The 223-nt window shown below is 65.0% G+C and carries 1 protein-coding gene; it reads left to right on the top strand.

Annotated features, from left to right (window positions below; all coding sequences use genetic code 11):
- Positions 1 to 215 (top strand): hypothetical protein (locus tag E4K09_RS29850; RefSeq protein ID WP_204985760.1); only part of this gene is annotated, 215 nt, incomplete at its 5' end.
- Between the last annotated feature and the right edge of the window lie 8 nt (positions 216 to 223).

The raw sequence follows: 223 nt of genomic DNA, 5'->3' as shown, positions 1-223 counted from the left end.
GAAGCTGCTCTCTGGTCATCATGACGATGATCGCATCCGGCTCGGGTGCATTGGCAGTGGCGCCCGTGCCCGTCTGGGTTGCGCCAGTCTGTGCTGCGTTCTGGCCGGCCGGTCCCATCGTTGAGCTGGTGCCGGCGGTGTTAGTTCCCGCCGTACCTGTCGTGGGAGCACGGGTCGTGCCAGTCACAGACCCTGTCGCATTGGCGTTCTGCTGACCTGAGCG

Origin of the sequence: Microvirga pakistanensis, assembly GCF_004458765.1 — a bacterium.
GTDB lineage: Bacteria > Pseudomonadota > Alphaproteobacteria > Rhizobiales > Beijerinckiaceae > Microvirga > Microvirga pakistanensis.
This window is presented reverse-complemented; position numbering and strand designations above follow the sequence as displayed.